This window comes from Variovorax sp. PBL-H6 (assembly GCF_901827155.1).
In the GTDB taxonomy this organism is placed as follows: domain Bacteria; phylum Pseudomonadota; class Gammaproteobacteria; order Burkholderiales; family Burkholderiaceae_C; genus Variovorax.
Genome location: NZ_LR594659.1, coordinates 2,324,798 through 2,351,201, shown reverse-complemented (window position 1 = coordinate 2,351,201; position 26,404 = coordinate 2,324,798). Strand labels below are relative to the sequence as shown.

Sequence of the window (26,404 nt, the reverse complement as noted above, 5' to 3'; positions counted from 1 at the left end):
GTTGCCTGATGAGCCCCGAAGCCGAGTACGCCAGCCCCGCCATTCGCACCCTGCGCGAAGACCTCGCGCTGGCGCTGCGTGCCGCCGCGCACCACGGCCTCTCCGAAGGCGTGTGCAACCATTTCAGCGTGGCCCTGCCCGGCGCGCAGGACTGCTACCTCATCAACCCACGCGGGCTGCACTGGAGCGAGATCGGCGCCGAAGACATCGTGCTGATCGACGTGCGCGGCGAGGTGCTGGCGGGGCGCCACCGGGTCGAGCCCACCGCCCTCTTCATCCACGGTGCGGTGCACCGCGTGACCGGGCACGCAGTGGTGCTCCACTGCCACATGCCCTACGCGACCGCGCTCACCCTCACCATCGATCGGGCGCTCGATCCGACGCTGAGCCAGAACGCGATGCGCTTCATGAACCGCATTGCCATCGACGCGACCTACAACGGCCTGGCGCTGGACGACGGCGAGGGCGAGCGCATCGCCCGCGCCATGGTGGGCAAGGACATCGCCTTCCTGGCCAACCACGGCGTCATCGTGGCCGGCGCGAACATCGCGCACGCCTATGACGATCTCTACTATGTCGAGCGCGCCTGCCTGCACCAGGTGATTGCGCAATCGACCGGCCGGCCGCTGGCGCCGGTCGATGCGAAGCTGGCCGCGCACGTCGCTACGCAGATCCAGGGCGAGCGCGAGCAGTCGGACTTGTTCTTCGAGTCACTGCGCAGGCTGCTGCCAGCGCCGCGTGCCGGGCGCGCTGCCCTTCAGCGCGCCGCCGCGTAGGCCGGCCGATCGGCGACGAAGTCCTTCTCGACTTGGCGCGTCACCGCGTCCGCCAGCACCTCTACACCGGGAACCGCCGCCGCTGCGGCGTTACTCAGCCTGAGTCGTTCATCGACTGGCAGGACTGAAGCTCGCTTCGGCCCTGCTTTGAAACCCCCGTCAAACTTCAACAGGCCCCCATGATTCCTCGTCCCACACGCGACAACACGTCTCTCCAGAGACCTCCAGGCAATTCGACCCGTCTCGGAGGCACTCCAACCAGAAGACCGGCCGCTACCACGGTCCGCGGCGAACCCCCTGCCCCGGGACAACCGTGCATCGTCGTGATCGCCATGGGCGAGAACATTGGAGTCGGAATGGCGGCGGGTCGCGCGAAGGGCATCATCGAAGTCGGCTCTCACCACTGCCTGATCATCGAGATCGGCCTTGATCTCGACGAGGCGAGGACCAAGCTGCAAAGCCGCGTTCCCGCGGATGCGATGGTATTTCTGATTACCGACGCGCCTTTGGATGAAGTTGCGACGGTCCGCGCGGCCCTACCCTCACCCGAAAATATCATCGATGAAGTCAAGGTCGACGACAGCGTGGACGTCATCGCCCCCCTTGTCTATCGTGCTCTGGATAACCTGCTGGATACAAGGCCAGTAACGCCAACCGCAGCTGCCTTACACCTACCGCGAACGGAATACGCCTCAGCCAGCGTCCAAGACCCTGGCCTGGCTGTGCAGGCCTCTTACGTTTACCGGTACATCTCCCATGACTCACATTGGCTGTGGATACCTATGGGCAGCGAACGCGCCACGAACTGGAGAGCAACCGGAGGCGAACCCGCTTCTCCTGCAGTTGCTGCCAATCCAACCACCGCCTTGTCAAAAGCGCTGGACCTTGGCCAGGGCTTTTGCGAGTCCCCGGAATGGCAGCAGTTGGCACAAGCCCAGGATCTTGCGCTCCTGGCGAATCTCGTCACGAAGGCACTGAAAGAAACGAAGAACCCGAATCTCAAGCCGATGCTTCGGCGACTGGTAGAGGAAGCGGTCGCCAAGCCCACGCTGGCCGAACGCGTTTTCGTCGTGCTCCAGGGCGGCGACGAAAGCTGCGTCGATCGTGTGTCGCACGCGCTGTACAGGGCGCAAGAGGAATGGCTTGCACAGCCTGTCTGGGACGGTGCCCTGAACCACGATCTGCCGAAAGTGATCGATATTGCGCGCCAGGTGTTCCGCCGCCGCTGCATCGATGACCTGGCCCAGCAAACGGTCAAGGACATCAACAAGGAACGCCGCGCTGCGAACCGGCCCGAACACACTGAAGAGATCGAAACACATCTCGCGTACCTGGCCGGGCTCCACGAATCACTCGAGCTCGGAGGCGAGCAACCGGATGCACGATTCACCGGTTTCGGCATCTCTGGTGTCACGGACGAAGACATCAAAATCGCCAAGAGAGCGGTTCTGACGCAAGAGGGCGAGCGCTTCTGGGACTTCTTGGCCACTTGGGAACCCTGGCAACGCGTTGTTCTGCCCGCCCATTTTCCAGATGAAGCGGCAGGGATCGTAAAGGCACTCAGTGACCCCGATCGCCCGGGGCGCCTCCAACGGGAGGCGACCAAGGAGGTCGATAGCGCCAATGTGCCGCCCAAGCTTCATCAAGAATCCATCACACTCACCGCCAACCAGCGCGGTAAGGATGAAGAGCTTCAGCTCTGGATGGAGCTGACCAGGAAGGCATGGAGTACCCAGTAAGGGCTTGATCCGAGCGCCCTGCCCTTCAGCCCGCCGCCGCGTAGGCCGGCGGCGTCGCGCCGAAGCCCTGCTTCACCTGCCGGGCGGTCGCGTCCGCCAGCACCTCCGGCTCGCCAGCCTCCACCGCGACCAGGGTCTGGCGCGCCACGTCGTCGGGCGAGGTCTTGTCGCCAGGCACATGGCTCGCCATGTCGGTGTCCATGTAGCCCACGTGCACGCTGACGACCTGCGTGCCTTGCCCGGCGAGCTCGTTGCGCAGGCCGTTGCTCAGCGACCAGGCGGCCGACTTGGAGGTGCTGTAGGTCGCCACGCTGGGGAAGGTGATCCAGCTCAGCGCCGACAGCACGTTGACGATGGCGCCGCCGCCGTTCTTCGCCAGCACCGGCGCGAAGGCGCGGCTCACGGCCCAGAGGCCGAAGAAGTTGGTGTCGAACTCGGCCCTGGCCGCGTCGAGCGAGTCGTCCGACAGCAGGCTCGAGCCGCGCGAGATGCCGGCGTTGTTGATGACGAGGGTCACGTCGCCGCAGGCTCGCGCGGCAGCCTCGACCTGCGCGGTCTGCGTGACATCGAGGGCGACCGGCACCACGCCATCGAGCGTGACGGATTTCGGGTCGCGCGCGGCCGCATAGACCTTCTTCGCGCCGGCCGCAAGCGCGGCGCGCGCATAGGCCAGGCCGAGGCCGCGATTGGCGCCGGTGATGAAAACGACAGCGTCCTTGATCTGCATGTGAAGCTCCAGAAGTGAGAGGGGATGAACGAGGAAATCAGGAGGAGGCGCCGACCCGCCGCAGCAGCCCGGCCGTGCTGCGCGGCCAGCCCACCGGCCCGAACCACGCGCCGCCGGCGATGGCCCCCGCAATGACGATCGCGTAGATCAACAGCGCCACGGCCTGGGCCGTGAAGACGTGCACCAGCTCGCCGGTCCAGCGCAACGCGAGCCAGCCGCCGAGCGCGGCGACCACGAGCCGCGCCACGTTGCCCAGCACGGGCCACAAGAGCCGCCCCGCGCCCTGCGAGGCAAAGTACAGCACCAGCCCGGCGCCGAAGAAGCCGTAGAAGGGTCCCACCGTACGCAGGTACTGCGTGCCGGCCTCGAGCATGGCCGCATCGTTGCCGAAGAGCATCAGCCAGGGCCGCGGGAACAGCGCGGCCGCCAGGCCCACCGCTTCGGCCATCGCGAAGGCCATGGCCACGCCGACCCACGTGGCCCGCAGCGCGCGCTCGCGCTGGCCGGCGCCGATGCAGGTGCCGACCATCGCCAGCAGCGGTGCGCCGAAGCCGAAGACCAGCGGCACCAGCAGGTACTCGAGGCGCGAGCCAGTGCCGTAGCCCGCGATCGCGCCCGCGCCGAACTGGCCGGCGAGCGCAGTGGCGACCGCGACGGACAGGTTGACGCAGATGGTGGCGATGGAAGAAATCAGGCCCACGCGCAGGATGTCGCGGAACAGAGGCCAGCGCAGCCGCACGCCCGAGAACGAGAGCTTCAGGTAGCTGGCATCCGAGCGCAGGTAAGCCAGCAGCGCCAGGGTCCCGACCAGGTAGTACAGCAGCAGCGCGATCGCCCCGCCTGCGATGCCGAGCGCGGGGATGGGACCCCAGCCGAAGATCAGCAATGGCGACACGGGCACCAGAAAGAACACGCCGCCCACGGTCACCCTGGCAGGCACCGCCATGTTGCCGGTGCCGCGGATCACAGCCGCCAGCGAATTGAAGAGCCACACCAGCACCGCGCCGGCGAACACCCAGTGCGAGTAGGTCAGCGCCGCTTGCAGCGACGCGCCTTCTCCGCCCATGCTGGCGTAGAGCGCGCGGCCACCCATGAGCAGCACGGTGCTGAAGACCAGCCCGAAGCCCAGCGCCACGAGCATCGCGTGCAGCACCAGCGCATTGGCATCCGCCCGACGCTGACCGCCCAGCGCCCGGGCGATGGCCGAAGCGATGCCGCCGCCCACGGCACCGGCCGAGGTCATCTGCATCAGCATGACGATGGGGAACACCAGCGCCATGCCGGCCAGCGCATCGGTGCCGAGCTTGCCGACGAAGTAGGTCTCGATCAGCCCGACCGAGGCCTGCGCGACCATCACCAGCACGTTGGGCATGGCCAGGCGCAGAAGGGTGCGGGCGATCGGCGCCTCCAGCAGCAGGCGCGTTCGTGGATCGACTGGGACCATGGCGATGGTTCAGGCCACGGCCTTGGCGGCACGCGACGGCACGAGCGCCTCGCGGATCGGCAGGTTGACCAGCGCGGCGCCGGCGGCCAGCACGATGTCGATGTACCAGACCCAGTCGTAGCTGCCGGTGGCCTCGAAGATGGTGCCGCCCAGGTAAGCCCCGAGGAAGCCGCCCATCTGATGCGCGAGCATCACGATGCCGAACAGCATCGCCATGTTGGCCGGGCCGAACATCTTGGCCACCAGGCCCGCGGTGGGCGGCACGGTGGAGAGAAAGGTCACGCCCATCACCGCCGCGAACAGCAGCATCACCAGCGTCGTCTTCGGCGCCAGCAGGAAGACCAGCACCGCCACGCCCCGTGTTGCATAGAGCAGCGCGAGCAGCGACTTCATGCGCCAGCGGCCCACCGCCCAGCCCATCGCGAGGCTGCCGACGATGTTGAACAAGCCGATCATCGCGAGCGACCAGCCGCCCACTTCCGGCGGCAGCCCGCAAGCCGCGACCACGCCCGGCAGGTGGGTGGCGAGGAAGGCCACGTGGAAGCCGCAGACGAAGAAGCCCAGGCTCAGCAGGCGGAAGCTCGGCTGCGCAAGCGCCTGCCCGACCGCTTCGCGCGCACTCAGGCGCTTGGCACCCGATGCCGCGGCGAGCGCATTGGAATTGCCCCTGAGTACGAAGACCGCCGGCAATGCCAGCAGGATCAGGAAGCCCAGCACCTGCATGGCGTTGGCCCAGCCGTAGGCGGCGGTGAGGCCGATGGCGATCGGCGCCATCGCGAACTGGCCGAAGGAGCCGCCCGCGTTCACGATGCCTGTGGCCAGTCCCCTCTGCGCGGGCGTCACCAGGCGCGCGGTGGCACCCATCAGCACCGAGGGCCCGGCCATGCCGGCGCCGCCCGCCGCCAGTACGCCGATCGCGAAGATCAGGCCGGCGGTCGTCGTCATGAAGGGCGTGATGATGGTGCCCAGTGCCACCAGCAGCACGCCGACGAAGATCACGCGGCCGGTGCCGATGCGGTCTGCCACCGCGCCGGCGAAGGGCTGCGTCAACCCCCACCAGAGCTGGCCGAACGCGAAGGCCAGGCTGATGCTGGCGACGCCCAGCCCGGTCGAGGTGTTGACCGACGACAGGAACAGGCCCATGGTCTGGCGCACCCCCATCGTGAGCGCGAAGGTGCCGGCGGTCGCCAGCAGCACGAGCCACAGCCCGTAGTGCCGCACGGCGGCTGGTCCGGTGCTCGTGCCGGGCGTGGCGTTGGCGTTGGCGTTGGAATCACTCATCGTTACTCTCCTCGTCTTTCAATCCGGCGCGCTGCAGGAGCGCGATGCTGTCGTCGATCAACTGGTGCAGGGCCACGACGCGCTCGACGCCGAGCATCTCGTTGAGCTCCATCTGCGCGGCACGCCACAGGCGCTGCGCCTCGGCCCGCTTGGCGCGGCCGGTGTCGGTGATGGCGACCAGCCGGCTGCGCGCATCGGGCCCCTCCCCCTGCGTGAGCCAGCCGGCGGCGAGCATGGGCTTGAGATTGCGGCTGAGCGTGGAGGCGTCGACGTTCATCGCGCCGGCCAGGTCCACCGGGCGCAGCGGACCCAGGCTCAACACGTGCGAGAGCAGGGAGTACTGCGTGGTCTTGAGGCCTGACGCGGCCACGTGCGCGTCGTAGTGCCGCGACACCATGCGCGTCAGGCGGCGCAACCTGAAGTTGGTACAGCCCTGCGGCTTTGCGATAGCATTCATGGCTGAAGATTGTATCTACAACCGTTGCATATGCAACCTTTAAATCGGAGAAAGACCCTTGACGCAGAACAACTCCCTCGAGGCCTGGCTCGCGGAAGAGCGCGAAGTCATCGCCCGCCTTGACGCCGGCCCCGGTCCCGGCCTCGCCAGCCCCGAGCAGATCGAAGGCAAGACCGGGCTCGAAGTCATGCAGGCGATGCTGCGCGGCGAGATCCGCTATGCCGCGATCGCGAAGACACTCGACTTCACCATCCTCTCGGTCAGCTCCGGCATCGCAGTGTTCCAGGGCACGCCGCTGCCGCAACACCTGAATCCGCTGGGCACCATCCATGGCGGCTGGGTTGCCACCTTGCTCGATTCAGCGCTGGGCTGCTCGGTGCACACGATGATGCCGCCGGGGCGGGCCTACACCACGGCAGAACTGGGCGTGAACTACGTGAAGGGCCTCACGCCCAAGGTGCAGCGCGTGCGCGCCGAAGGCAAGGTGATCCATTGCGGCCGGCAGCTGGCAACCGCCGAGGCGCGGCTGGTCGGCCCCGATGGCACGCTGTACGCGCACGCCACCACCACCTGCCTGGTGTTCGAGACGAAGCGCTGAACGCCCTCAGACGGCGAGCCGCAGGATCTCCTGCACCTCGGCGGGCCCTGAGATCTTGCGCGCGTTGCCGTGGATGAAGAGCTCGCGCATGCTGGTGCGGGCAATCATCTCGAACTGGCCCTCATCGACGCCGACATCGCGCAGCGTCGAAGGCAGGCCCAGGGACTTCACGAGTTCGGCGAAGGCCTCGGCCGCACTCAGTGCGGGCCGGCCGAGCGCCTGGGCCAGCTGACGCTGACGCGCCGAGGTCGCCGGCTCGGACCACTTCAGGATCGCGGGCATCATCACCGGCGTGCAGTAGTAGTGCGGCACGCCGCAGCTGCCGCCCAGTACATGGCCGATGGCGTGGCTGGGGCCCATCATGACGCCCCCCTGCGGTCCGCGGCTGGACAAGCCGTAGGAGCAGAGCCAGCTCGCGACCTGGCATTCGGCGCGCACCGCCCGGCTCTGCGGCTCGGCCTTCCAGGCCGGCAGCGCACGCACCATGCGCGCGATGCCGTCGAGCACCACTGCATCGGCCAGCGGCGTCGGCGTGGTCGACAGCAACGCTTCGATGGCATGGTCGAGCGCGCGTGTGGCGGAGCCCAGCCACAGCGACTCGGGCGTGTGCAGCGTCAGTGCCGGATCGAGCACGACGGTGCGCGGCATCATGAGCGGGTGGAAGAAGGTCTGCTTGAGCTTGCGGCGCTCGTCGGTCACCAGGCAGCCCCCGTTGAACTCGCCGCCATTGAGCGTGCTGGGCACCGCGATCATGCGCAGCGCGGGGCCGTCGAAGACCGGCCGCACCGGCTTGCCGTCTTCGCCCAGCTTCACTTCGAAACGGTCGAGCGCTTCCAGGTGCGTGTCGGTCATGCCGTGGCGCATGCACAGCAGCACCATCTTCGCGGCGTCGACGACGGAGCCCCCGCCCACCGCCACGACGAGGTCGGCCTCCACTTCCAGGGCAGCGGCCGTTGCGCGCGCCACGCCGGCGCGGGTCGTGTGCTGCGGGATTCCGTCGAAGGTGGCTGCGTGGCGATCGCCGAGCGCGGTCTCGATCTCGCGAATGACACCGGTCTGCGTGCGCAGCGTGCGGCTCGCGACGATGAAGACGCGCCGGCTCCCGAGCCGTGCCGCCTCGGCCGCAATCACTGCGGCTGCAGGCTGGCCGAACACGACGCGTTCGATGGAAGCGAAGTTGTGGGCACCGGTGGCGATTGGCTGCTCCATGGGGTTGTCTCCTGTAATGGGCGCTGCACTCGTTTTGCATCGCGGTTCATACTTCTGCAATTGTGGGTTGGCGCGACGCGGGTTCATAGGAGCGAACGCCTGGCCGCGCCAACGTCGATACCGCTGTGCAGAACGCAGGAGACCATCATGAAGAGTTCCCCCGCCCATTTCGATCCGGATCTGCTGGACGATGGCCGCGAAGACCGCCACTTCGTCACCGCCCTGGCGCGCGGCCTCGACGTGCTGCGCTGCTTCAGGTCGGGCGAGGAGCGCCTCGGCAACCAGGAGCTCGCGGAACGCTGCAAGCTGCCCAAGTCCACCGTCACGCGCCTGACCTACACGCTGACGAAGCTGGGCTACCTGCATCACGTCGAGGAATCGGGCCGCTACCGCCTCGGCATGGCGACGCTGATGCTCGGCGGCACCACGCTGGCGCGGCTGGACGTCAAGGAGATGAGCCGGCCGCTGATGCAGCAGCTGGCAATCGACACCGGCACGCAGGTCTCGCTCGGCCTGCGTGACGAGATGTCGATGCTCTACATCGAGAACTGCCGCGGCCATTCGATCGTGACGCTGCGGCTGGACATCGGCGCGCGCATTCCGCTGGCGACCACCGCGATGGGCCGCGCCTATCTTGCTGCGGCGCCGGAGAACGTGCGGCTGGCGCTGGAGGAACGCATCCAGGCTCTCGACCCGATCGCCTGGCCGCGCATCGAAAAAGGCATTCGCCAGGCCTGCAGCGACTTCGCCGAGAGTGGCGCCGTCGGTTCCTTCGGCGAATGGCAAAAGGAGATCAACGGCATCGCCGTGCCCTTCCAGCCGGGCGGCGGGCTGCCGCTGATGGTGATCAATGCGGCGGGGCCGGCGCAGAGCATGTCGCGCGACACGCTGTGGGACGAGGTCCGGCCCCGGCTGATCGAGATGGTGCGCGAGATCGAGCAGGGACTGGGCGCGCGCCGGTGACTCCTCCTTCCTAGGGTTGCCACGGATGGCTTTCGAGCCATTGCGGAGTGGAAAATTGATGGTATCGATACCAATCACTGCATTGAAATCTTCATGATCCACTCTCGTCCGCTGGACCTGATCACCATGGGCCGCACCATCGTCGACGTGTATGGCGACCAGGTCGGCGCTCGCCTCGAAGACGTCTCGTCGTTTTCAAGATACGTCGGCGGATGCCCCGCCAACATTGCCATCGGCACGGCGCGTCTCGGGTTGCGCGTTGGCCTGATCACGCGCGTCGGCGACGATCACAATGGCCGCTTCCTGCGCGAGAGCCTGCAACGCGAGGGCGTGGATACGCACTGCGTGGTGCCCGACTCGCAGCGCCTGACAGCCGTGGCCTTTCTCGGCATCCGGAACAAGGACAGCTTTCCGTTGCTGCACTACCGCGAGAACTGCGCCGACATGGCGATCGCGCCCGGCGACTACACGGAGGAGTACATCGGCTCGGCGCGCGCCCTTCTCGTCTCGGGTTCGCACCTGACGACCGATGCAGCAGCGGCCAACATCGGTTCTGCCGTCGAACGTGCGAAAGCACGCGGAACGAAGGTGATCTTCGATATCGATTACCGCCCGGTGTTCTGGGGCCTGGTGTCGCGCGACGGCGGCGAAAGCCGCTACGTCGATTCCTCGCGGGCGACCGAAGCAAGCCAGCGCTTCATGTCTCGCTTCGACCTTGTCGTGGGCACCGAAGAAGAGATTCATATCGCCGGGGGTGACATCGATACCATCAAGGCACTCAGGGCCATCCGGCGCTTGACTGCAGCGCCGATCATCCTCAAGCGCGGTGCCGCAGGCTGCGTGGTGTTCCCCGGCGACATTCCGTCGCGCGTGGAGGATGGTGTGGTCGGCCCCGGCTTCCCGGTGGAGGTGTTCAACGTGGTGGGCGCCGGGGACGGCTTCATGTCTGGATTTCTTTCGGGCTGGCTGCGCGACATGCCATGGGCCGAATGCTGCCGCCGGGGGAACGCCACAGGCGCCCTGGTGGTGTCGCGCCACGGATGCTCGCCTGCGTCGCCGACCACCCAGGAACTGGACTGGTTCCTCCGCGAAGGCCAGCACGACCATGCGCTGCATCGCAGCGAGTACCTCGCCTACCTGCACCGCACAACCACGCGACGGCCACGGCCATCGACGGTGTTCGTGATGGCGGCGGATCACGTGGCGCCCTTCGAGGGGCTGCCGTGCGCCGAGGGGCGCAGCATTGCGGGACTGAAGTGCCTGATTGCCGAAATAGCGCTGCGGATGGCTCGCCATCGACCGGAAGTCGGCGTGCTGTTCGACGATGGCGCGGGCGAGGACGCGTTGCATCGCATCGGCGCCGATATCGCCTGGGTGGGCCGCAAGATCGAACGGACGGGCCCAGCGCCGCTGCGACTTCAGGATGACCTGCCGGCCGCGGTCCAACTGGCGCATTGGCCGCGCCATCACATCGTCAAGTGCCTGGTGCCGATGGAGGACGAAGAAAGCCGCGCGCTCCAGGAAGAGCGCTTGCGCGAGCTGTATGCCGCCACGTCCATGTACGGCATGGAACTGCTGCTCGAACTGGTGCACCCCGACACGGCGCAGGACGCGCGTGCCGCCGAACGGCGCATCCGGGCCATCCAGGCACTCGGGGTCAAGCCCGATTGGTGGAAACTGCCCGCCTTTTCCGACGCCGGCGCGTGGGACACCATCGAACAGGCGATCTGCAATGACAACCCGATGTGCCGTGGGATCCTGCTGCTCGGCGGTGGCCGTTCCCCGGAAGAACTGGCCAAGGCATTCACGGCGGCCAGCGGCCGCCCTCTGATGCGCGGGTTCGCCGTAGGCCGAACACTGTTCATGGTGCCCGCCACCGCATGGCTTGCCGGGAAGATTGAAGACGACATCTTCGAGAAGTCGCTGATCGCGGGCTTCGAGGCGCTGGTTGCCGCATGGAACTGCAACGGTGGCCAAGGCAAGGCGCAGCATGCCTCCGCCGCGGCGGGCATCGTCCAGGAGGAGCGCGCATGAGGCAGACCGGCCTGGCACGGTTCGCCGCCAGCATCGGCCCAATCGTTGCGCTCGTGCTGCTGTGGTGGATCGCCACCGGCCCGCTCCGATGGATCGACGCCGCGCGCTTCCCTGACCCGGCTACCTTTCTCAGCTCGCTCAGGCAGATCACCCTGGACGGCTACGCTGGCGGCGACCTCGCAAAGCATGTGGGCACCAGCACCTGGCTGGTGGTCCGCGGATTCGCACTGGCCGTGGTGTTCGGCATCGGAATGGGATTGGCAGTGTCGCTGTCGGCCTTCTGGCGCGACTTCCTGATGCCTATCTTCAACTTCTTGCGTCCGGTGCCGCCGCTGGCCTGGATCCCGTTGGCGCTGCTGTGGTTCGGGCTTGGCGACGCATCCAAGCTGTTCGTCATGGCCATGGCTGCATCGATTCCGCTGGTCATCAACACGGCCACCGGCGTCGAGCAGATCGACCGCACGCTGCTGGCGGCAGCCCGCGTCAATGGTGCGCGCGGCTGGATATGGCTGCGCCATGTGATCCTGCCCGGCGCCATGCCGCATATCGCCATCGGCTTGCGCCTGGCGCTGCAGACCTCGTGGACCGTCATCGTCGCGGCCGAGCTGCTGGGGGCGATCTGGGGCGTGGGCAAGGTGCTGACGGCCGGAAAGGATGATGTCTACCCCGGAATGATCCTCGTCGGCATGGTCACCGTCGCCATCTTGGGAATGCTCAGCAGCCTGCTGCTGACCTGGGCGGAAAGGTGGGTGATGCCATGGAGGAAGCGCTGATGGCGCGCGCCCGGCGCCCGGGTCCCGCATCGGTCTCGCCGCCGGCGCGTCGCCAGCGCGCGAACGTGCTGATCGCGGCCGACGTGCCGCCGCGCCGCTGGATCGGGGCCCTGGGCATCGCGGCCTTTCTCGCGGCCTGGCAGGTGGTGGCGATGCAGGTCGATGAGCGAAGCACGCTGGCCACGCCCGTCGCTGTCGTCGCGGCATTCATCGACATGCTGCACCAGCCGTTTGCGGGCTCGACCCTCCAGGCGCACCTGCTTGCGAGCCTGCGCCGGTTCGGCGCAGGCTTCGGCCTGGCGGCGATCGTGGGCATTCCGCTGGGCCTGGCGATGGGGTGGAACCGCTGGCTCGAAACGGTGATCCAGCCCATCTTCAATCTTCTGCGCTTCATCGCGCCCATCGCCTGGGTGCCGTTTGCCGTACTGTGGTTCGGCACCGGCTTCGGGGGACCGGTGCTCATCATCTTCTCGGGCGCCTTCCCCGCATGCGTCATCGGTGCCTACGGCGGCGCGCGCATGGTGGACCCGCGCCTGCAGGAGGCGGCGCGCATGCTGGGAGCGAGTCACCTGCGCATCCTCCTGGAGGTGGTGGTGCCGAGCGCAGTCCCGTCCATGGTCGCTGCGCTGCGCGTGGCGGCTGGCAACGCCTGGCAGTCGCTCGTTGGCGCCGAATTGATCGTGGCCACCTCCGGCGTGGCCTACCTCATGGTTCGCGGGCAGATGAACCGCACCATCGTCATCGTCCTGGTCGGCATGCTCGCCATCGGCCTGGTCGGTTTGCTGCTCGAGGTGCTGTTCCGGCACCTGGAGCGGTACGTGCAGCGGCGGCTCGGCTCGACCGTTTCGTGATCGCGCCGGCAGCTGTCGGCGATCCCTTTCCAAGTTCGCAAGGAGACACAAATGACATTCAAGCTTCAACCTCATCACCTCACCCGCCGCCTGGCGTTGGCCGCTCTCGCCATGAGTGCCTTGGCCGGTCCTTCGCTCGCGGCCGAGCCGACTCCCGTCAACGTCAGCTACCAGGTCACCATCCATGGTGTCCCGCTGCAGCTCGCCGACGACAACGGCTGGTGGGCTGAAGCGGGCCTCAAGCCGGGCAACATGACTTCGTTCGTGGCCGGTGCCCAGCAGGTGGCGGCAGTGCCGTCCAAGACATGGGACATCGGCCTGATGGGGGGCCCGCCGGCATTGCTGGGCGCTTCGCGCTTCAATCTGCAGACCGTGCTCATCCTGATCGATGATTCACGGGCCAACGGCGTGGTGGCCCGGGCGACCGACTACAGTGCGATCAAGAGCGACCCTGTCAAGGCTCTCAAGGGGAAGCAGTACCTCGTGCCTGCCAACTCCACCTCGGACTATGCGGCGCAGGCCTGCTTCGCCAAGCTGGGGCTCAAGCCAGGGGATGTGAAGGCGGTCAACATTGCTCCCGGCGCCATCGTCGACGCCTTCAAGGGCAGCGACATTCCGGTGGGCGCCGTCTGGTATCCGCACTTCGCCCGCATCGAAAAGACCGGCGGCAAGCTCCTTTGCGACGGGCAGAGCGCAGGCGTGCTGGTGACCGGCAATATGGTGGTGCGCCCCGAATACCTCACGGAGAACCTCGATACGGTTGCGCGCTTCGCGGCCATGTTCCTGCGCGGGATGAACGTCATGCGCGCCGACCGCGCGGCAACGCTCGCATCAATGAAGAAGTTCTATGACAAGGGCGGCGTGAGCCTCTCGCCCGAGGAGATGACCGGCGAAATCGAGACGCGCAGCTACTGGAGCCTCGACGAGCAACTCAAGTGGTTCGACCGCTCCGCCGGACCGGGCAAGCTCGACCAGGAGAGCACTCGGCTGGCGCAGTTCTTCAAGGGTGCCGGCACCATTCCCGACGTGCTGGACGCCAAGGCCTATATCAATCCTACCGTGCTGAACTACATCAACAGCCACCCGAAGCTCAAGGCCTTTGCCGAGGGAAAGCCAGGCGCACTATGAGTCCATCTTCCATCGGCGCTCCGCAGGGTGGCATCGACAGCCTCGTCGGGCTCGTTGCACTGGTGACCGGCGCCGGACAGGGCATCGGTTTCGCGACGGCGGCGCAATGCGCGCGCCGCGGAGCGGACATTGCGATCGTGGACCTCGATCACGGATCGGCGGAACGCGCGGCGCTTGCGCTGCAACGCCGGTTCGGCGTCCGCACGACATGGGCAGGTGCGAACGTCGTCGACGCCGAGGCCGTGCGTACAGCCATCGCCCGATGCGAGGCGGACCTGGGGCACATCGACGTGCTCGTCAACGCGGCGGGCATCATGACGCCTCGCCTGGCGGGGGTCGCGGACATGCCCATCGACGATGTGCAGGCCATGTTCGACGTGCACGTACGGGGTACCTACCTGTGTAGCCAGGCCGTGATACCCGCCATGGCCGGCAGAGGCTTCGGACGCATCATCAACATCTCCTCGGTGCTTGGCGTGCTCGGCCTGCCATTTCGCAGTGGCTACGCCATCGCCAAGCACGCCATCAACGGCTTCACCAAGTCCCTGGCGGTGGAAGTCGCGCGGCGGGGGATCACGGTCAATGCAGTAGCGCCCGGGTACATCCTGACCGAAACGCTCCAGGCGCGGCTGGATGCCGGAATGCTCGACTACGCGCCCTACGCCGACCGCGCTCCGGCGGGCCGCTGGGGCTTGCCGGAAGAGATCGGCCATGCCATCGCCTTCTTCGCCTTGCCGGCCTCTGGGTTCATCACGGGCACCTTGTTGCCTGTCGATGGCGGCTACACCATGCGCGGCGACCCGGGAGAAGCCATCGGCGAAGCATTGCCGGTGGAAGCGCTCCGGCATATTCAGGCCCGCTTCTTCGCAGACCCGGCAGGGGCGACATGACCGCAGTGCGAACGGCCATCCATGCAGCGGTGTGGGGTCCTGACTGGAGCCCGGCCGGTCTGACACCCACGCTGGCACAAGCCGCTGCCATCGGCTACGACCACGTGGTCGTGCCCTTGCGGCGCTTCGAGGACATCGAGCCGCAGGCGCTCGCGCGACTGTTCGAGACCGAAGGCCTTGCACCGCTCAACACCTGTGGACTTTCGCCGGACAAGGACATCGGCGACGCGGACCCTGCCGTGCGCGCGCAGGGCATCGAGCATCTCTGCCAGGCCATCGCCCTGGCACGCGACATGGGCTCCAGCCAGATCGGCGGCGTCCTCTACGGCCCCATTCACAAGGCCATGCGGCCCTTGTCCGGCGACGCCTTCGCGCGGGCAGCCGAATCGATGCACCACCTTGCCGAGCATGCCGCAAGGTCGGGCGTGCGCCTGGCGCTGGAAGTCGTCAATCGCTACGAGACGCCGTTGCTGTACAACACGCGCCGCGCGCTGGCCTTCCTCGAGGCCGTTGCACACGACAACGTCTACCTGCACCTCGATACCTTCCATATGAGCATCGACGAATCCGATCCGGTCGCCGCCATCGAGGCTGCCTTGCCGCGGCTGGCTTACCTCGAACTCGACCAGAGCCATCGCGGCGATGCATTCGAAGGATCGCTCGATCTCACCCGCCTGGTGCGGGAGGCCGCGAAACTCGGCTATCGCGGCATCGTCGGCGTCGAGGCGTTCTCGCGACAGCTGCTCGCGCCCGACCACGCCGACGCCTTGGCGGTCTGGGAAGAGCGCTTTGCCGACAGCAGCGCCGTCGCATCCAACTTCATGCAGGTCATCCGCAGCGGGTACGCCCGATGAAACTGCCCAAGCGATCTTCGCTGACGATGCGTGACGTCGGCCTGCATGCCGGCGTCTCGCCGATCACCGTTTCGCGGGTGCTGGCCAACCATGGCTCCGTGACGACGGAGACTCGCGAAGCCGTGCTGCGGGCCGTCTCCGAGCTCGGCTACGTGCCCGACTTCACCGCCCGCGCGCTCTCCAGGCGGGGAAGCAAGCTGGTCGCACTGATACTGCCCAACATCGCGAACTCGGTCTTTGCCGAGACCGTCCACGGCATCAATGACGTGCTGAACAGCGCTGGCTTCTCGCTGATCATTGCGCACAGCGGATACGACGCGCAGCGCGAGGAGGAACTGCTGCGCGGGCTGCTCGGCTACCGCCCCGACGCCGTCGTCCTTACCGGCTTCAGCCACACCCGTGCCACGCGCACCATGCTGCGGAAGGCGGGCATGCCCGTCGTGGAGACATGGAACGTAGGACCCGAACCGATGGATGTCGCGGTTGGATTCTCCAATTTCAAGGCGGCCCTCGAGATGACGCGATACCTGATCGCCAAGGGTCACACCCGGCTGGCGTACCGCGGCGGCACCCAGACCGACAACGAGCGTACGCGTGCCCGTGAGGAGGGATTCCGGCAGGCACTCGCCGAGGCCAACCTGCCGGCGACCGAGGACTGGATCGGATCGGCGCCCATGGAGCTGGAGAGCGGCGCGGAGCTGGCCCGCGAATTTCAGGCGATGCCGCCGGGCAAGAAGCGTCCGCAAGCCATCTTCATCGCCAGCGACATGATCGCCGCCGGCTTCGTGCTCGAAGCCGCGCAGCTCGGCATTCGCGTTCCGCAGGACGTGGCCATTGCCGGCTTCGACGACACGCCCCTCGGCCGGGCGATCCGTCCGCAGTTGACGACCGTCAACGTCCGTCAGCGCGAGATCGGCCGCAAGGCCGGCGAGCTGGCCTTGCGCCGCCTGCGCGGCGAGACGATTGAAAACCCCGTGCACGATGTCGGCTTCGAGATCGTGCCCCGAGACAGCGCCTGAACCACCAGGCATGAGGATTGTCATGAGCGATATCCAGTTTCAACGAGTCGAACGCGTGTTCACGCGTGCCGGCGCCGCCACCGCAGTTCTGAGCGACATCGACCTGCATGTGCGTGACCGCGAGTTCGTGGCGGTCGTCGGGCCGTCGGGCTGCGGCAAGACCACGCTGCTGCGGCTTGCTGCCGGCCTGGACGCACCCACGTCCGGCCAGGTGCACGTCGGCGGAAAGAACGTCGAGGGTCCTGGCCCGGACCGCGCCGTGGTGTTTCAGCAGTTCGCCCTTTTCCCGTGGAAGACCGTGGCGGAGAACATCGCCTTCGGCCTGCGCTGCAAGGGCATGCCCGAAGCCGAGCGGCAGGAGCGCGTACGCCATTTCCTGCAGCTCATGGGCCTGCAAGGAAGGGAAGATGCCTACCCCCACCAGCTGTCGGGCGGCATGCAGCAGCGGGTCGCGATCGCCCGCGCCTATGCCCTCGAACCCGACGTCCTGCTGATGGACGAGCCCTTCGGCGCCCTCGACGCACAGACGCGCACGGTCATGCAGGAAGAGCTCCTGCGCCTTTGCGCCATCGCGCCACGCACGGTCATGTTCATCACCCATGCGGTCGAGGAGGCGGTGTACCTGGCCGATCGGGTTGTGGTGATGAGCCGCAATGGCGGCGAGATCGTGGCTGACATCGACGTGGCCAAGATCCGCCAGGCGGAGCGATGGTCGGCGCACGAGCGCATCGAGGACGTGATGGACCTGCCCAGCTTCGTCGAGATCAGGGGCCGGGTCTGGAAGATGTTGCGCGAGCAGGACTTCCAGACCATCGCCAGCGAGATGGCGTGACGCCCATGAGTCACGAGATCGACGGCCTCGCCGAAGGCTTCATCGATGTCGATGGCGTGCGATTGCACTACGTACGCTGCGGGCAAGGCACACCACTCGTGCTGATTCACGGCTGGCCGGAGTTCTGGCGGACCTGGCGCAAGATCATCCCGCTGCTGGCACGGAACCACGACGTCATTGCCTACGACCTCCGAGGTTTCGGCGAGTCCGACAAGCCGGCAGGCGAAGCATCCGAAAGCTATTCGCTCGATCTGCACATTGCCGATCTGGCAGGCTTGATCGACGGCCTCGAACTCGAAGGCGTCGGCCTGGTGAGCCACGACTCGGGCGCGAACATCGCCCAGGGCTACGCACGCAGGGAGCCCGCCCGCTTGTCCGGCCTGTTCTTCTTCGACTGCCCCTATCCCGGGATCGGGGAAAGATGGGCAGACCCTCGCGTCATCCGGGAGTCCTGGTACCAGTATTTCAATCAGCTGCCCTGGGTCGCAGAGTGGCTGTCGGCCGACCGTGCCGCCTGCAGGCGCTATCTCAAGCATTGCTTCGATCATTGGTCGCATGCGCCCGGGGCCTTCGACGAGGACCTCGAAGCGTGGGTCGACACCTACCTGCGCCCGGGCAATCTCCAGGGCAGCTTCAACTGGTACAAGGCCATGCAGCCCTACCGCGAGCGCCTGATGCGCGAAGGCCCGCCTTCCCTGTCCCGCATTGAAACCCCGACCTGTGTGCGCTGGGGTGCCAGCGACCCTGTGCTGTTGCCCGAGTTCGTCGACAGGCTGGGCGACTATTTTTCCGACGTGGATGTCGCCATCGTCGAGAACGCGGGCCACTTCGTGGCTTTCGAGCGTCCCGACCATGCCGCTGCCGAGATCCTTCACTTCTTCGACAAGCGCAAGCAAGCCGCACCACCCCATCGATTTGAGGACCTGCCTTGACCTTCTATTCCGAAAAGACAATTCTCATCACCGGCGGCGCCGGGGGCATCGGCGTGGAGAGCGCGCGCGTTTTCCTCGAAGCAGGTGCGCGCGTCCGTCTGGTGGACCGCTCGACCGACGCGCTGGAGCGTGCGGCGCAAGCGCTGGGCGCACCCGGAGAGCTGCAGGTCCAGACGAACGGGTTGGCGGACCAGGAGGACTGCATGCGGGCCCTGACCGATGGCCCTCTTCCCTACGCACTGGTCCATCTGGCAGGCATTTCGTTGCCCGACCCGGAGGACACGGCCGATCTGACCCTGTTCGACGAGACGATGTCGGCCAACGTGCGCAACGGCTACCAGCTGGGGCGCCTGTTCCATGCACATTGCGCTGGAACTGCGGAGCTGCCGACGCGAGTGGTCTTCGCCTGCTCGCTGGCGTTTCGCCGGGGCGGACTTGACCGCATTGCCTATTCGGCCGCCAAGGGCGCGATCGCCGGAATGGTGCGGGCCATGACGCGCCGATTTGCCCCGGCGGTGCACGTCAATGCGGTTGCACCCGGCATCATCCTGACGCCGATGTCGCGTCAATTGATTGCCGATCGGGCCGACAAGCTGATGTCCGAGATTCCGATCCGGCGCTTCGCCGAACCTCGCGAAGTCGCCACCGTCATCGAGTTCCTGTGCAGTCCGGCATCGAGTTACGTCAACGGGCAGATCATCAACGTCGACGGCGGAACGATTCATTCATGAACGGACGCCTGGAGGGTCGACGGGTCCTGGTCACCCAGGCCGACGAATGCTGCGGCGAAGGGATCGTCGAGGTCTTCCGGGAAGCGGGAGCGCATGTCATCGCCGACACGCGCGACCTGTCGCCACCGCTCGCTGCCGATGCCCTGGTGCGCGAAGCCGGGCACGTCGACGTGCTGATCGCGAACCTTGCAGTTCCCTTCAAGGCAGGGCCAGCCGTCGACGGCAGCGACGATGAGATGCAGCGGATGATGGCGGCGCTGTACTACCCATTGCACCGCCTCGTGCGCGCGGTGTTGCCCCAGATGATCGAAAGACGCAGCGGCAAGATCGTGGTGGCCGGCAGTGCCAATGCCCTGCGCGGCCGTCCCGGCGGCGTCGCCATGTACGCCGCCGCCCGAGGCGCGCAGCTGGCATACATGCGCAACGTGGCCTTGGAGGTCGCGCCGGATGTTCATGTCAACGCCACCGCGCAGACCTTCATCGACAACCCCACCTATTTTTCGGCCCAGTATCAGCAGACGGAGGAGTTTCGAGAGCGCCTTGCCGAGTGCCCGGCGGGGCGACTGGGAACGCAGCGTGATTGCGGCCAGGCCATGCTGTTCCTCGCGGGGCGGGAAAGCGATTTCATGTACGGCCAGACCTTGCCGGTCGCGGGTGGATGGGTGGCCTGATCCCGCCTATTTCTCGCGCACGAAGCCGATCGCGTCGAGCAGCTGCTTCTCGCGCTGCGTCGACTCGGCCGCGAACTGCTGGTAGCGCGCCGAACTCATGTAGACCGGCTCCATGTAGTACTGGGCCAGCGCGGTGCGGAAGCCCGGCTGCTCCATCGCCTGCTTGAAGGCATCGTGCAGCTTGCCCACCACGGCGGCGGGCGTGTTCTTCGGTACGGCGAGTCCCCAGGCGGCGGATGGCGGTGGGATGTCGATGCCCGCTTCTTTCAAGGTGGGCACATCGGGGAAGCGGCTCATGCGCTTCTCGCCGAAGGTGACCAGCAGGCGCAGCTTGCCGCTCTCTACATAGGGGCCCCAGCCCGAGGTCTCGGCCGCGGACATCACGTGCTCGCCCACCACCGCGTTCAGCGACTCCGACGTGCCCTTGTAGGGCACATGGCTCAGCTTGATGTTCTTGATGCGCGCCACCTGCTCCATGGCCAGGTGCTGCGCGAGGTAGGCGCCGGGCGTGGCGTAGGTCAGCTCGCCGGGATGCGTCTTCGCGTAGGCGACGTAGTCGTCCATGGTCTTGATCGGCGACGACGCCGGCACCACGATGCCGTAGACGAAGGAGGTGAGGCCGATCACGTAGCGCAGGTCCGTGGCCGGGTTCCAGTTGATGGTGCCGGTGTAGGGCAGTCGGAACAGGTTGGCGGGGATCACGCCCACGGTGTAGCCGTCGGGCTGCGCGCCTTGCAGCAGCTGGGCCGGCATCAGTCCGGCCGCACCCGGCTTGTTCTCGATCACGACCGGCTGCCTGAGGATCTTCGAGACGTCCTCCGCCAGCACGCGCATGGGCGAATCGGTCGAGCCGCCCGGCGGGAAGCCGAGCATGATCTTGATGGGACGGGCCGGGTAGCCCGATGCATCCTGCGCCCATGCAGTCGAGGCCGGGCCTGCCAGCGTGTACATCGCCGCGATGGCCGCGGCTCCCAGGAATCGCCATGTCGTCGTCATCTCTGTCTCCTGTTGAATGGGCGCGATGCCGTCCACTGCGGCTCAGCCCGAGGTGTCACGGATTTTTACTGGGCGACGGCGCCCTGGCGCGCGATCTCTTCCTCGACTTCGCGCAGACGGTCCTTGCCGAAGAAGATCTCGTCGCCGACGAAGAAGGTCGGCGAGCCGAAGGCGCCGCGCTCGAACGCCGACTGGGTGTTGGCCATGAGCGTGCCCTTCACTTCCGGGTCCTGCGTACCGGCGTACACGCGCGGGCCGTCGAGCCCCGCCTCGTTCAGCGTGCGCACGATGACCTCGGCGTCTTCCATGTTGCGGCCCTCCTCCCACATGGCCACGTAGACGGCCTCTACATAAGGCTCGAAGCAGCCCTGCTTCTGTGCGGCCACCGCGCCGCGCATGATCTGCAAGGTGTTCACTGGCCAATGGGGGTTGTGCCGGTAGCGATCGATTCGGTGCTTCGCGATGAAGCGCTTCATCTCGAGCTGGTCGTAGGCGCGCTTGTTCGGAATGCCGGCGAAGGCCTCCGCCGGCGAGCGGTTGCCGCTGAGCTTGAAGATGCCGCCCAGCAGCACGGGAACGTACTCGAACTTCACGCCCGTACGCCCCTCGATCGACGGGATCACGCGGTGGCACAGGTAGGCATTGGGACTGCCGAAGTCGAACAGGAATTGCACGGGGATGGTCATGGCGCTGCTCCTTTCCTCTTCCGTCTCACCAGCTTTCCAGCCAGGGGCGCAGCTCGGTCTCGTGCGTCCAGGCGTTGCGCGGCTGCTGGTGGATCTGCCAGTAGGCGTCGGCGATGCTGTCGGGCTGCAGGATGCCGTCCTGCTCCTTCAGCGCGTAGCGCTCGGGGAATGTGGTGCGGATGAACTCGGTGTCGATGGCGCCGTCGATCACCGGATGCGCCACGTGGATGCCCTTGGGCCACAGCTCGCGCGCCATGCTCTGCGCCAGCGCGCGCAGCGCATGCTTGGCGCCCGCGAAGGCGGCGTAGCCGTCGCGCCCCCGCAGGCTGGCGGTGGCGCCGGTGAAGATGATGGTGCCGCGTCCACGCGGCAGCATCGCCTTGGCGACCTCGCGCCCCATCAGGAAGCCGCCGAAGCAGGCCATTTCCCACACCTTGTGATAAACGCGGGCGGTGGTCTCGGTGATGCCGAAGCGCACGTTGGCGCCGATGTTGAACACCGCCACCTCGATCGGGGCGATCTCGCGCTCGATCTGCTCGACCAGTGCGACCATTTCTTCTTCCTTGCGCGCATCGCTGCCGAAGCCGTGCGCCTGGCCGCCCTCGGCCTTGATCTGGTCGACCAGCGGCTGCAGCTTGTCGGCCTGCCGACGCGTGACGCAGGCGATGTAGCCCTCGCGCGCGAAGCGGCGCGCAATGGCGCCGCCGGTGGCGTCGCCGGCGCCGATGACGAGGATGGCTTTCTTGTCGCTCATGTTCGGTCTCCTTGGATGGTTACGGAATCGTGCGCTCAGGCGGTCATCTGCGCCAGGGCGCCGCGGTACTCGCGGGTCATGCGCCGGACCAGCTCTGCCGTGGGCAGCACTTCGTCGATGTTGCCCACGCCTTGCCCTGCGCCCCAGACGTCCTTCCAGGGCTTGACGCGCTTGGTGCCGAAGTTCATCGATGTCTTGTCGGCCGTCGGCAATTGGTCAGGGTCCAGGCCGGCGGCAGCGATGCTGCGCGTCAGGTAGTTCCCGTGCACGCCGGTGAAGAGCGGCGTGTAGGTCACCTCGGCCGCGGCGCTGTCGACGATCATCTGCTTGTAGGCGGCCTGGGCATTGGCCTCCGGCGTGGCGATGAAGCGGGTGCCGACATAGGCCAGGTCGGCGCCCATCGCCAGCGCCGCCGCCACGTGCGCGCCGGAGGTGATCGAGCCCGACAGCGCGATCGGGCCGTCGAAGAAGCGTCGCACCTCGGCCACGAGCGCGAAGGGGCTCATCGTGCCGGCATGGCCGCCGGCCCCCGCGCACACCAGGATGAGGCCGTCGACACCTGCCGCGAGCGCCTTCTGCGCATGCTTGATATTGGTCACGTCATGGAAGACGAGGCCGCCGTAGGCATGCACCGGCGCCACGTAATCAGTGGGCGCCGACAGGCTGGTGATGACGATCGGCACGCGGTGCTTCACGCACAGGTCCATGTCGTGGTCGAGCCGATCGTTGGAAGCATGAATGATCTGGTTGACCGCGAAGGGCGCAATGCGGCGCGCGGGCTCGGCGGCGCGGGCTGCGTCCAGTGTCGCCGTGATGTGCGCGAGCCATTCGTCCAACACCTCCTTCGGCCGTGCATTGAGCGCGGGGAAGGAGCCCACCACGCCCGCCAGGCACTGGGCCAGCACGAGGTCGGGGTTGGAGATGATGAACAGCGGCGAGCCGATCAACGGCAGCGCGAGCTTGTCTTTCAGGAGCGCGGGGAGTGCCATGCTGGATCCTTGGTGGCTTCGGTAATGGACTTCGGGGAACACCGCGGAACCGGCTTTGCCGGGGCCGCTGGTGTTGCCCCCGGTAGGGGTGGGCGGCTACACGAAGTGAGCCAACCTGGGGGTGAGCGTCATTTCAGGCGCTGCAGGGCCAGGGTTTTCAGTTCGCTCTTCAGGATCTTGCCGGTCGGTGCGGCCGGTAGCTGGGCGAGGAAGCGGATCTCGCTCGGCACCTTGTAGGGCGACAGCCGCTCGCGCAGGTACTGGCGCATGGCCTCCTCGCCCGGCTGTGCGTCCGACACCAGTTCGACGAAGGCGACCACCTCCTCGTTGTGATCCACCGTGCGCCCCACCACCGCCGACTGCAGCACCGCCGGATGGCCGTTGAGGACCTGCTCGACCTCCACCGGATAGACGTTGAAGCCCGAGCGGATGATCAGCTCCTTGCTGCGGCCGACGATGTGCAGCGCGCCGTCGGCGTCGCGGCGCGCCATGTCGCCGGTGTTGAACCAGCCCTCGCCGTCGATCACCTCGCGCGTCAGCGCTTCGTTGCGGTAGTAGCCCTTCATGAGGTTGGGGCCGCGCACCCGCAGCTCGCCGATTTCGCCGCTGGCCTGCTCGGCGCCCGAGGCCACGTTCACCACGCGCGTCTGCACGCCCGGCAGTGCGAAGCCGACGGTGCAGTCCTGCCGCGGGGCCTCGATGCGGGTCTGCGCGACGGTGGGCGCAGTCTCGGTCAGGCCGTAGCCGTTGTGCAGCGGCAGCCCCAGCGCGGCCTCGACGCCGGCCTTCAGGCTGGGTGTGAGCGGCGAGCCGACCACGCACGCGAAGCGCAAGGCCGGCGCTTGCAGCGCCCCGCCGTTGTCGCAAGCCCGGTCCAGCAGCTTGGCGAACATCGCCGGCACGCCGGTGAAGGCGGTCACACCCTGCTGCGCCAGCGCTTGTGCCAGCGCGGCCGGCGAGAAGCGCGCCTCCAGCAGCAGTGCCGCTCCGCTGGCGATGCAGCCGAGGAACTGGGTCGACAGGCCCACCACATGCGCCATCGGGAGCACGCCGTAGATCAGGTCGCCCGGGCCGAGGCCGCGGATGGTGCGCGCACTGGCCGCCGCGAACATCAGGTTGGCATGCGTGAGCATCACGCCCTTGGGCGCGCCCGAGGTGCCGGAGGTGTAGATCAGCGCGGCGACCTGCTCCTGTGGCGCCTGCGCGCAGGGCTCGGGCTGCACATCGGCCGCCAGCGGGCCGACCCAGAGGGTACCGACCGCGCCCCAGGCCCGCGCCACGGCGCCGTGCCGCTCGGCGTGCTTCTGCGCATCGGCCGACACATGGCAGGTGTAGATCACGCGGCGGGCGCCGGCGTGCTCGATGAAGGTGTCGATCTCGCGCGCCGAGAGCCGCGCGTTGACGACGATCGACCAGGCGTCCAGCCGGCTGAGGGCCAGCACCAGCACGCCGATGGCCGCGCAGTTCTCGCCCACCACCAGCACGCGGTCGCCGGCACGCACCTGCAGCTCGGACAGCTGGCGGGCCGCCGATTCGGAGGCTTCCTTCAGGTCGAAGTAGCTGAGCGCCAGGTCGCCGTCTTTCAGCGCCAGCGCATCGGGCTGGGTATGCGCCCAGCCCTCCAGCAGGTGATGAATGCGCGTGGGCGCCGGGGTGACGCCGGGTGCAAAACTCGTCATGTCTCCGTCCTGTCGTTCTCGCCAGAAAGGCGGTTCCGTGGAATCTTATTCCGCCAAGCAGTTTTTTGAACCGGAAATGAGCAGACTTGAAAAGCTCGGTACTGCATAGCGGAACAAAGGTGGGCACGGTGCGCGCCAGCGGGGCCTGCGGCGATGCACAGCCCAGGGCGGCGAGACGCCACGCGCCCCTTGAGGACAATCCCCCGGCACGTGCCAGACAACAGTGATAATGATTCGTATCAGCGCCCAAGAGCGCGGATCGTCGCCACACCCCCAAAATTCCCCGGAGGACCCCATGAGCCCTGTTTCGCGCGCCCGCAGCGCCCGCACCCTGACCGGCCTCGCGCTCGCCTGCGCTGGCTGGCTCGCCGCCCCGGCCTTTGCCGCCGACGAAGTCACGCTCTACACCACACGCGAGCCCGGCCTGATCCAGCCGCTGCTCACGGCCTTCAGCACGCAGAGCGGCGTCAAGGTCAACACGGTGTTCATCAAGGACGGGCTGCTCGAACGCGTGAAGGCCGAGGGCGCCCGCTCTCCGGCCGACGTGCTGATGACGGTGGACATCGGCAACCTGATCGACCTGGTCGAGGGCGGCGTCACGCAGCCGGTGAAGTCGGCGGCACTCGAGTCGGCGATTCCTGCCAACCTGCGCGGCGCCGATGGCCAGTGGTTTTCCCTGTCGATGCGCGCGCGCGTGCTTTATGCCGACAAGCGCCTGCCCATCACCTCCTTCCGCTACGAGGACCTTGCCGACCCCCAGTACAAGGGCAAGGTCTGCATTCGCGCGGGCCAGCATCCCTACAACACGGCGCTGATCGCCTCGCTGATCGCGCACGACGGCGAGGCCAAGGCCGAGCAGTGGCTGCGCGGCGTCAAGGCGAACCTGGCGCGCAAGGCCACCGGCGGCGACCGCGACGTGGCACGCGACATCCTGGGCGGCATCTGCGACGTCGGCCTGGCCAACTCCTACTACGTAGGCCAGATGAAGAGCGCCAAGGAAGGCAGCGACGCGCGCAAGTGGGGCGAGGCCATCAAGGTGATCCGCCCGACCTTCGCCAATTCGAAGAGCGGCGGCACGCACGTCAACGTCAGCGGCGCCGCCGTCGCGAAGAACTCGCCGCAGCGCGCCAATGCCGTCAAGCTGCTCGAGTTTCTGGTGTCCGAGCCGGCGCAGGCCTTCTATGCCGAGACCAACTTCGAGTACCCGGTACGCAAGGGCGTGGCGCTCGATTCGATCACCGCGTCCAGCATTGGCGAGTTGAAGGTCGATCCGCTGCCCATTACCGAGATTGCCAAGTACCGCAAGCAAGCCAGCGCGCTGGTGGACAAGGTCGGCTTCGACCAGTGACGACGGGTCGACGGGTTTCCCCTGGGCGCGGCAGCCCTCTCGG

Annotated in this window: 26 protein-coding genes; 16 read left to right on the top strand and 10 right to left on the bottom strand. The window is 67.1% G+C overall.

Annotated elements, in window-relative coordinates; genetic code table 11:
• Positions 1 to 8 precede the first annotated feature (8 nt).
• Together G3W89_RS11225 and G3W89_RS11220 are read left to right on the top strand one after the other, a co-directional pair.
• The gene (locus G3W89_RS11225; protein ID WP_162574159.1) at positions 9 to 776 is read left to right on the top strand and encodes an aldolase; all 768 of its coding nucleotides are present in this window, start codon (positions 9 to 11) and stop codon (positions 774 to 776) included.
• Between the two features lie 332 nt (positions 777 to 1,108).
• On the top strand, positions 1,109 to 2,515 hold the full coding sequence (locus G3W89_RS11220; protein ID WP_162574158.1) for an NEL-type E3 ubiquitin ligase domain-containing protein: 1,407 nt from the start codon (positions 1,109 to 1,111) through the stop codon (positions 2,513 to 2,515).
• 25 nt (positions 2,516 to 2,540) lie between these two features.
• On the opposite strand, the gene G3W89_RS11215 is transcribed toward G3W89_RS11220, so the two are convergent.
• The 4 genes from G3W89_RS11215 to G3W89_RS11200 are packed head-to-tail and all read right to left on the bottom strand — an operon-like array spanning position 2,541 to position 6,424.
• Positions 2,541 to 3,242, bottom strand: a complete 702-nt coding sequence (locus G3W89_RS11215; RefSeq protein ID WP_162574157.1) for an SDR family oxidoreductase — start codon at positions 3,240 to 3,242, stop codon at positions 2,541 to 2,543.
• A 37-nt stretch (positions 3,243 to 3,279) separates the two neighbouring features.
• Positions 3,280 to 4,686 carry an MATE family efflux transporter gene (locus G3W89_RS11210; protein WP_162574156.1) on the bottom strand — a complete coding sequence of 469 codons (1,407 nt, stop codon included), beginning with the start codon at positions 4,684 to 4,686 and terminating at the stop codon, positions 3,280 to 3,282.
• 9 nt (positions 4,687 to 4,695) lie between these two features.
• Entirely contained in the window at positions 4,696 to 5,967 is a 1,272-nt protein-coding gene (locus G3W89_RS11205) for an MFS transporter (RefSeq protein WP_162574155.1), read from the bottom strand.
• Complete coding sequence (locus tag G3W89_RS11200) at positions 5,960 to 6,424, bottom strand: MarR family winged helix-turn-helix transcriptional regulator (protein WP_162574154.1); 465 nt, start codon at positions 6,422 to 6,424, stop codon at positions 5,960 to 5,962. The genes G3W89_RS11205 and G3W89_RS11200 overlap by 8 nt, the downstream gene beginning before the upstream one ends.
• Before the next feature lie 58 nt (positions 6,425 to 6,482).
• Between G3W89_RS11200 and G3W89_RS11195 the strand changes: the two genes are divergently transcribed.
• On the top strand, positions 6,483 to 7,022 hold the full coding sequence (locus G3W89_RS11195) for a PaaI family thioesterase (RefSeq protein WP_162574153.1): 540 nt from the start codon (positions 6,483 to 6,485) through the stop codon (positions 7,020 to 7,022).
• A gap of 6 nt (positions 7,023 to 7,028) precedes the next feature.
• On the opposite strand, the gene G3W89_RS11190 is transcribed toward G3W89_RS11195, so the two are convergent.
• Entirely contained in the window at positions 7,029 to 8,231 is a 1,203-nt protein-coding gene (locus G3W89_RS11190; RefSeq protein WP_162574152.1) for an iron-containing alcohol dehydrogenase, read from the bottom strand.
• Between the two features lie 147 nt (positions 8,232 to 8,378).
• Between G3W89_RS11190 and G3W89_RS11185 the strand changes: the two genes are divergently transcribed.
• The 12 genes from G3W89_RS11185 (at position 8,379) to G3W89_RS11130 (ending at position 19,909) form a co-directional block, all read left to right on the top strand.
• Positions 8,379 to 9,194 (top strand): IclR family transcriptional regulator, encoded by an 816-nt coding sequence (locus G3W89_RS11185; protein WP_162574151.1) that lies wholly within the window; start codon positions 8,379 to 8,381, stop codon positions 9,192 to 9,194.
• A 93-nt stretch (positions 9,195 to 9,287) separates the two neighbouring features.
• Entirely contained in the window at positions 9,288 to 11,228 is a 1,941-nt protein-coding gene (locus tag G3W89_RS11180) for a bifunctional 5-dehydro-2-deoxygluconokinase/5-dehydro-2-deoxyphosphogluconate aldolase (protein WP_162574150.1), read from the top strand.
• Positions 11,225 to 12,001 carry an ABC transporter permease gene (locus tag G3W89_RS11175; RefSeq protein WP_162574149.1) on the top strand — a complete coding sequence of 259 codons (777 nt, stop codon included), beginning with the start codon at positions 11,225 to 11,227 and terminating at the stop codon, positions 11,999 to 12,001. The genes G3W89_RS11180 and G3W89_RS11175 overlap by 4 nt, the downstream gene beginning before the upstream one ends.
• On the top strand, positions 11,986 to 12,852 hold the full coding sequence (locus G3W89_RS11170; RefSeq protein WP_232076455.1) for an ABC transporter permease: 867 nt from the start codon (positions 11,986 to 11,988) through the stop codon (positions 12,850 to 12,852). The genes G3W89_RS11175 and G3W89_RS11170 overlap by 16 nt, the downstream gene beginning before the upstream one ends.
• Positions 12,853 to 12,903: 51 nt before the next feature.
• Positions 12,904 to 13,980, top strand: a complete 1,077-nt coding sequence (locus G3W89_RS11165; protein WP_162574148.1) for an ABC transporter substrate-binding protein — start codon at positions 12,904 to 12,906, stop codon at positions 13,978 to 13,980.
• Complete coding sequence (locus G3W89_RS11160) at positions 13,977 to 14,870, top strand: SDR family NAD(P)-dependent oxidoreductase (RefSeq protein WP_162574147.1); 894 nt, start codon at positions 13,977 to 13,979, stop codon at positions 14,868 to 14,870. The genes G3W89_RS11165 and G3W89_RS11160 overlap by 4 nt, the downstream gene beginning before the upstream one ends.
• Entirely contained in the window at positions 14,867 to 15,724 is an 858-nt protein-coding gene (locus G3W89_RS11155) for a sugar phosphate isomerase/epimerase family protein (protein ID WP_162574146.1), read from the top strand. The genes G3W89_RS11160 and G3W89_RS11155 overlap by 4 nt, the downstream gene beginning before the upstream one ends.
• Positions 15,721 to 16,743, top strand: a complete 1,023-nt coding sequence (locus G3W89_RS11150) for a LacI family DNA-binding transcriptional regulator (RefSeq protein WP_162574145.1) — start codon at positions 15,721 to 15,723, stop codon at positions 16,741 to 16,743. The genes G3W89_RS11155 and G3W89_RS11150 overlap by 4 nt, the downstream gene beginning before the upstream one ends.
• A gap of 22 nt (positions 16,744 to 16,765) precedes the next feature.
• Complete coding sequence (locus G3W89_RS11145; RefSeq protein ID WP_162574144.1) at positions 16,766 to 17,575, top strand: ABC transporter ATP-binding protein; 810 nt, start codon at positions 16,766 to 16,768, stop codon at positions 17,573 to 17,575.
• Between the two features lie 5 nt (positions 17,576 to 17,580).
• A complete protein-coding gene (locus tag G3W89_RS11140) occupies positions 17,581 to 18,507 on the top strand; it encodes an alpha/beta fold hydrolase (protein ID WP_162574143.1) in 927 nt (308 codons plus the stop codon).
• Positions 18,504 to 19,238 (top strand): SDR family NAD(P)-dependent oxidoreductase, encoded by a 735-nt coding sequence (locus G3W89_RS11135; RefSeq protein ID WP_162574142.1) that lies wholly within the window; start codon positions 18,504 to 18,506, stop codon positions 19,236 to 19,238. The genes G3W89_RS11140 and G3W89_RS11135 overlap by 4 nt, the downstream gene beginning before the upstream one ends.
• Entirely contained in the window at positions 19,235 to 19,909 is a 675-nt protein-coding gene (locus tag G3W89_RS11130) for an SDR family NAD(P)-dependent oxidoreductase (protein WP_162574141.1), read from the top strand. The genes G3W89_RS11135 and G3W89_RS11130 overlap by 4 nt, the downstream gene beginning before the upstream one ends.
• Before the next feature lie 6 nt (positions 19,910 to 19,915).
• On the opposite strand, the gene G3W89_RS11125 is transcribed toward G3W89_RS11130, so the two are convergent.
• From G3W89_RS11125 to G3W89_RS11105, 5 genes are all read right to left on the bottom strand, one after another.
• Positions 19,916 to 20,905, bottom strand: coding sequence for a tripartite tricarboxylate transporter substrate binding protein (locus tag G3W89_RS11125; RefSeq protein ID WP_162574140.1), 990 nt, complete (start codon positions 20,903 to 20,905; stop codon positions 19,916 to 19,918).
• A 65-nt stretch (positions 20,906 to 20,970) separates the two neighbouring features.
• A complete protein-coding gene (locus G3W89_RS11120) occupies positions 20,971 to 21,591 on the bottom strand; it encodes a 2-hydroxychromene-2-carboxylate isomerase (RefSeq protein ID WP_162574139.1) in 621 nt (206 codons plus the stop codon).
• Between the two features lie 25 nt (positions 21,592 to 21,616).
• The gene (locus tag G3W89_RS11115) at positions 21,617 to 22,345 is read right to left on the bottom strand and encodes an SDR family oxidoreductase (protein ID WP_162574138.1); all 729 of its coding nucleotides are present in this window, start codon (positions 22,343 to 22,345) and stop codon (positions 21,617 to 21,619) included.
• A 35-nt stretch (positions 22,346 to 22,380) separates the two neighbouring features.
• The gene (locus tag G3W89_RS11110) at positions 22,381 to 23,334 is read right to left on the bottom strand and encodes an NAD(P)H-dependent flavin oxidoreductase (protein ID WP_162574137.1); all 954 of its coding nucleotides are present in this window, start codon (positions 23,332 to 23,334) and stop codon (positions 22,381 to 22,383) included.
• A gap of 128 nt (positions 23,335 to 23,462) precedes the next feature.
• Positions 23,463 to 25,013 (bottom strand): class I adenylate-forming enzyme family protein, encoded by a 1,551-nt coding sequence (locus G3W89_RS11105; protein WP_162574136.1) that lies wholly within the window; start codon positions 25,011 to 25,013, stop codon positions 23,463 to 23,465.
• A gap of 295 nt (positions 25,014 to 25,308) precedes the next feature.
• Between G3W89_RS11105 and G3W89_RS11100 the strand changes: the two genes are divergently transcribed.
• On the top strand, positions 25,309 to 26,361 hold the full coding sequence (locus G3W89_RS11100) for a Fe(3+) ABC transporter substrate-binding protein (protein ID WP_162574135.1): 1,053 nt from the start codon (positions 25,309 to 25,311) through the stop codon (positions 26,359 to 26,361).
• The last annotated feature ends 43 nt before the right edge of the window (positions 26,362 to 26,404 follow it).

Excerpts from the sequence above, each read along its gene's own strand:
- G3W89_RS11215 (WP_162574157.1), bottom strand. The coding sequence starts at position 3,242 with ATGCAGATCAAGGACGCTGTCGTTTTCATCACCGGCGCCAATCGCGGC.
- G3W89_RS11220 (WP_162574158.1), top strand. The coding sequence starts at position 1,109 with ATGGGCGAGAACATTGGAGTCGGAATGGCGGCGGGTCGCGCGAAGGGC.
- G3W89_RS11130 (WP_162574141.1), top strand. The coding sequence starts at position 19,235 with ATGAACGGACGCCTGGAGGGTCGACGGGTCCTGGTCACCCAGGCCGAC.
- G3W89_RS11155 (WP_162574146.1), top strand. The coding sequence starts at position 14,867 with ATGACCGCAGTGCGAACGGCCATCCATGCAGCGGTGTGGGGTCCTGAC.
- G3W89_RS11125 (WP_162574140.1), bottom strand. The coding sequence starts at position 20,905 with ATGACGACGACATGGCGATTCCTGGGAGCCGCGGCCATCGCGGCGATG.
- G3W89_RS11175 (WP_162574149.1), top strand. The coding sequence starts at position 11,225 with ATGAGGCAGACCGGCCTGGCACGGTTCGCCGCCAGCATCGGCCCAATC.
- G3W89_RS11165 (WP_162574148.1), top strand. The coding sequence starts at position 12,904 with ATGACATTCAAGCTTCAACCTCATCACCTCACCCGCCGCCTGGCGTTG.
- G3W89_RS11185 (WP_162574151.1), top strand. The coding sequence starts at position 8,379 with ATGAAGAGTTCCCCCGCCCATTTCGATCCGGATCTGCTGGACGATGGC.
- G3W89_RS11160 (WP_162574147.1), top strand. The coding sequence starts at position 13,977 with ATGAGTCCATCTTCCATCGGCGCTCCGCAGGGTGGCATCGACAGCCTC.
- G3W89_RS11180 (WP_162574150.1), top strand. The coding sequence starts at position 9,288 with ATGATCCACTCTCGTCCGCTGGACCTGATCACCATGGGCCGCACCATC.
- G3W89_RS11150 (WP_162574145.1), top strand. The coding sequence starts at position 15,721 with ATGAAACTGCCCAAGCGATCTTCGCTGACGATGCGTGACGTCGGCCTG.
- G3W89_RS11105 (WP_162574136.1), bottom strand. The coding sequence starts at position 25,013 with ATGACGAGTTTTGCACCCGGCGTCACCCCGGCGCCCACGCGCATTCAT.
- G3W89_RS11225 (WP_162574159.1), top strand. The coding sequence starts at position 9 with ATGAGCCCCGAAGCCGAGTACGCCAGCCCCGCCATTCGCACCCTGCGC.
- G3W89_RS11115 (WP_162574138.1), bottom strand. The coding sequence starts at position 22,345 with ATGAGCGACAAGAAAGCCATCCTCGTCATCGGCGCCGGCGACGCCACC.
- G3W89_RS11210 (WP_162574156.1), bottom strand. The coding sequence starts at position 4,686 with ATGGTCCCAGTCGATCCACGAACGCGCCTGCTGCTGGAGGCGCCGATC.
- G3W89_RS11205 (WP_162574155.1), bottom strand. The coding sequence starts at position 5,967 with ATGAGTGATTCCAACGCCAACGCCAACGCCACGCCCGGCACGAGCACC.
- G3W89_RS11110 (WP_162574137.1), bottom strand. The coding sequence starts at position 23,334 with ATGGCACTCCCCGCGCTCCTGAAAGACAAGCTCGCGCTGCCGTTGATC.
- G3W89_RS11190 (WP_162574152.1), bottom strand. The coding sequence starts at position 8,231 with ATGGAGCAGCCAATCGCCACCGGTGCCCACAACTTCGCTTCCATCGAA.
- G3W89_RS11100 (WP_162574135.1), top strand. The coding sequence starts at position 25,309 with ATGAGCCCTGTTTCGCGCGCCCGCAGCGCCCGCACCCTGACCGGCCTC.
- G3W89_RS11120 (WP_162574139.1), bottom strand. The coding sequence starts at position 21,591 with ATGACCATCCCCGTGCAATTCCTGTTCGACTTCGGCAGTCCCAATGCC.
- G3W89_RS11145 (WP_162574144.1), top strand. The coding sequence starts at position 16,766 with ATGAGCGATATCCAGTTTCAACGAGTCGAACGCGTGTTCACGCGTGCC.
- G3W89_RS11200 (WP_162574154.1), bottom strand. The coding sequence starts at position 6,424 with ATGAATGCTATCGCAAAGCCGCAGGGCTGTACCAACTTCAGGTTGCGC.
- G3W89_RS11170 (WP_232076455.1), top strand. The coding sequence starts at position 11,986 with ATGGAGGAAGCGCTGATGGCGCGCGCCCGGCGCCCGGGTCCCGCATCG.
- G3W89_RS11140 (WP_162574143.1), top strand. The coding sequence starts at position 17,581 with ATGAGTCACGAGATCGACGGCCTCGCCGAAGGCTTCATCGATGTCGAT.